Annotated in this window: 1 protein-coding gene; it reads right to left on the reverse strand. The window is 67.9% G+C overall.

Features of this window, described 5'->3' with window-relative positions; translation table 11 throughout:
* A partial coding sequence (locus tag CCN51_RS43790) for a polyketide synthase dehydratase domain-containing protein (protein WP_342749419.1) occupies window positions 1–508 on the reverse strand: 508 nt, incomplete at its 3' end.
* Window positions 509–511 lie beyond the last annotated feature (3 nt).

Genomic DNA, 511 nt, shown 5'->3' on the forward strand with positions numbered 1-511 from the left:
CCACCTCGGCGAACACCTCGTCACCACGCCGCCACGCCGCCCGCAACCCCCGAAACGCCGGACCGTAGTGGTACCCGGCGCCGTCGAGGAACCCGTAGACACCGTCGACGTCCAGCTCAGTGGCTCCGGAGGGCGGCCATTGCGTGAGGTCGGCGGCCGGGACAACCGATCCCGGCATCACCGTCGCCTCCGCATGCAACACCCACCCCGCATCCTCATCCACCCGCGAGAACACCCGCACCGAACGCCGACCACCAACCCCCTCATCACCCACCACCACCTGCACCTGCACCCCACCCCGCTCCGGCACCACCAACGGAGCACCCAACATCAACTCCTCAACCACCCCACAACCCACCTCATCCCCAGCCCGCACCACCAACTCCACAAACCCCGTCCCCGGCAACAACACCGCACCCAACACCTCATGATCAACCACCCACCCCTGACCCTCCCGCGACAACCGACCCGTCAACACCACCCCATCCGAACCCGCAGACACCACCACCGC

Origin of the sequence: Streptomyces milbemycinicus (genome assembly GCF_002154605.1) — a bacterium.
Classification (GTDB): domain Bacteria; phylum Actinomycetota; class Actinomycetes; order Streptomycetales; family Streptomycetaceae; genus Streptomyces; species Streptomyces milbemycinicus.